The organism is Micromonospora sp. M51, from assembly GCF_018070305.1.
Lineage (GTDB): Bacteria > Actinomycetota > Actinomycetes > Mycobacteriales > Micromonosporaceae > Micromonospora > Micromonospora parva.
In genome coordinates, this window is record NZ_JAGPXZ010000839.1 from 1 (window position 1) to 2,465 (window position 2,465).

General features: G+C 75.1%; 3 protein-coding genes and 2 pseudogenes. All 5 read left to right on the forward strand.

Translation table 11 applies throughout. The features are described from left to right. Positions 1-258: thiamine phosphate synthase (locus KBX53_RS29550; RefSeq protein ID WP_210862924.1), on the forward strand; the 258-nt coding region annotated here is incomplete at its 5' end. Then, a complete protein-coding gene (gene thiO, locus KBX53_RS29555) occupies positions 255-1,415 on the forward strand; it encodes a glycine oxidase ThiO (RefSeq protein ID WP_051708252.1) in 1,161 nt (386 codons plus the stop codon). The genes KBX53_RS29550 and thiO, both read left to right, overlap by 4 nt. After that, positions 1,406-1,606, forward strand: coding sequence for a sulfur carrier protein ThiS (gene thiS, locus KBX53_RS29560; protein WP_030329946.1), 201 nt, complete (start codon positions 1,406-1,408; stop codon positions 1,604-1,606). Before thiO ends, thiS begins: the two co-directional genes overlap by 10 nt. Further along, positions 1,603-2,034 (forward strand): annotated as a pseudogene (locus tag KBX53_RS29565) (thiazole synthase); the annotation flags it as partial. The gene thiS and the pseudogene KBX53_RS29565, both read left to right, overlap by 4 nt. Next, positions 2,027-2,374 (forward strand): annotated as a pseudogene (locus tag KBX53_RS29570) (thiamine phosphate synthase); the annotation flags it as partial. The pseudogenes KBX53_RS29565 and KBX53_RS29570, both read left to right, overlap by 8 nt. Between the last annotated feature and the right edge of the window lie 91 nt (positions 2,375-2,465).

Sequence of the window (2,465 nt, forward strand, 5' to 3'; positions counted from 1 at the left end):
GCCAGCTACCTCGGCGTCGGACCGTGCCACACCACCAGCACCAAGACCGGTCTGCCGGATCCCATCGGGCCCGCCGGGGTACGTGCCGTCGTCGACGCCGTCGACGTGCCGGTCATCGCGATCGGTGGAGTGACCGCCGCCCGGGTGCCGGCGCTGCGGGCCGCCGGGGCGTACGGGGTGGCGGTGGTCGGTGCCGTCTCCGCCGCCGCCGACCCGGCACTGGCGACCGCCGCGCTGATCGAGGCCCTGACGTGCTGACCGGCCGGTTCCCGTCAGCGCCGTCGAGCGACCGGGTCCGGCCGGACGTGGCAGTGGTGGGGGCGGGGCCGATCGGGCTCGCGATCGCCTGGCGCTGCGCCGCGCGAGGGCTGCGGGTGGCGGTGCACGATCCCGCACCCGGCTCGGGGGCGTCGTCGGTGGCCGCCGGGATGCTCTCCCCGGTCGCCGAGGCGTACTTCGGCGAACGGCAGCTGACCGCGTTGCTGGTGGCGTCCGCCGAGCGCTGGCCGGCGTTCGCCGCCGAGCTGACCGAGGCGACCGGAGTCGGGATCGGCTACCGGACCGAGGGCACACTGATGGTCGGCCTCACCGGCGACGACCTGGCCGAGGCGCGCCGGCTCTGGGCGTACCAGCAGGGGTTGGGCCTGCCGGTGACGCCGCTGCGCCCCAGCGAGCTGCGCGACCGCGAACCGGCGCTCGCCCCCCGGGTGCGCGGCGGCGCGCTCGCGCCCACCGACCACCAGGTCGACCCCCGGCTGCTGGTGCCGGCGCTGCGCACGGCCGCGCAGCGGGCCGGCGTGGTGCTCGTGCCGCAACCGGTCCGGCAGCTGTCCGATCTGGACGCCGGTGTCACGGTGGTCGCCGCCGGCTGCGGGGCCGCCGCGCTCACCGGCCTGCCGGTGCGGCCGGTGAAGGGTCAGATCCTCCGGCTCCGCGCGCCCGACGGCCTCGCGCCGGGCTTCCGGCACGTGATCCGGGGGTACGCCGACGGCGAGCACGTCTACCTGGTGCCCCGCGACGACGGCGAGGTGGTGCTCGGCGCGACTGTCGAGGAGCGGTCGGACACCACGGTCACCGCGGGCGCGGTGCAGCGGCTGCTGCGCGCCGGGGTCGACCTGCTGCCCGAACTGGCCGAGTACGACCTGGTCGAGGCCGTCGCCGGGCTGCGCCCGGGCACCCCGGACAACGCGCCGATCCTCGGCCCGCTGCCCGACCGGCCGGACGTGCTGGCCGCCACCGGGCATCACCGGCACGGCATCGTGCTCACCCCGATCACCGCCGACCTGATCGCCGACCTGGTGCTCGGCGGCGGACCCGACCCACTGCTCACGCCCTTGCGGGCGGACCGCTTCGGCCCGACCGGTGCCGTCGTGGGCGGACCTGAACCGACGATGGAGGGGGACCCGTGGAGTTGACGGTGAACGGGGCCGGGCGCAGCGTTCCCGCCGGCGCGTCAGTGGCGGACCTGGTCGGCGACATCGTGCCGCACCCACGGGGGGTGGCGGTCGCGGTCAACGGCGAGGTGGTGCCGCGCACCGGCTGGCCTACCCGGGCGCTGCGAGACGGTGACCGGGTCGAGGTGCTCACCGCGGCGCAGGGCGGGTGAGCGGCGTGCCGTTCGAGCTGGGTGGGGAGACCTTCACCTCACGGTTGATCCTCGGCACCGGCGGCGCCGCGAACCTGCACGTGTTGGAGCAGGCGATCCGGGCGTCCGGCACCGAGCTGGTCACAGTGGCGCTGCGCCGGGTGGGCACCGCGCCGGGCTCCACCGGTGGACTGCTGGAACTGCTGGACCGGTGCGGCGTACGCCTGCTGCCGAACACCGCCGGCTGCCACACCGCGACCGAGGCGGTGAAGGTGGCCCGGCTGGCCCGGGACGCGTTCGACACCGACTGGGTCAAGCTGGAGGTGATCGGCGACGAGCGGACCCTCCTGCCCGACGGGGTGGAGTTGCTCCGCGCCGCCGAGGAGTTGGTCGCCGACGGCTTCACCGTGCTGCCGTACACCAGTGACGACCCGGTGCTCGCCCGCCGCCGGCCCGTACCCACCGCCACCCCACCAGCTGGTCGGCCGCTCCTGCCACAACCAGACCGAGCTGACCCGCCTCACCACCGAGCACTACGCCACCATCTCCCCGATCTGGCCCACGAAGACAAAACCGGGTTACGGCCCACCCCTGGACGTCGCGGGGCTGGGCAGCCTGGTCCGCTCCAGCCCGGTGCCCCTGCTCGCCCTCGGCGGCATCGAGACACCAGAACAGGTAACCGCCTGCGTCGAGGCGGGAGCCGTCGGAGTAGCAGTCCTGGGCGCACTGATGCGAGCCAAAGACCCCGCCGAAACAGCCGCCACCCTGACCAGCGCCTATGCCAAGGCGGTCACCCCCAAGCTGACCCAAACCCGGCACGGGGTCAGCCAGGTCCCCACGTCAGGGCTGCGGCCGACCCTGCCCACGCAGGGATCAAGCC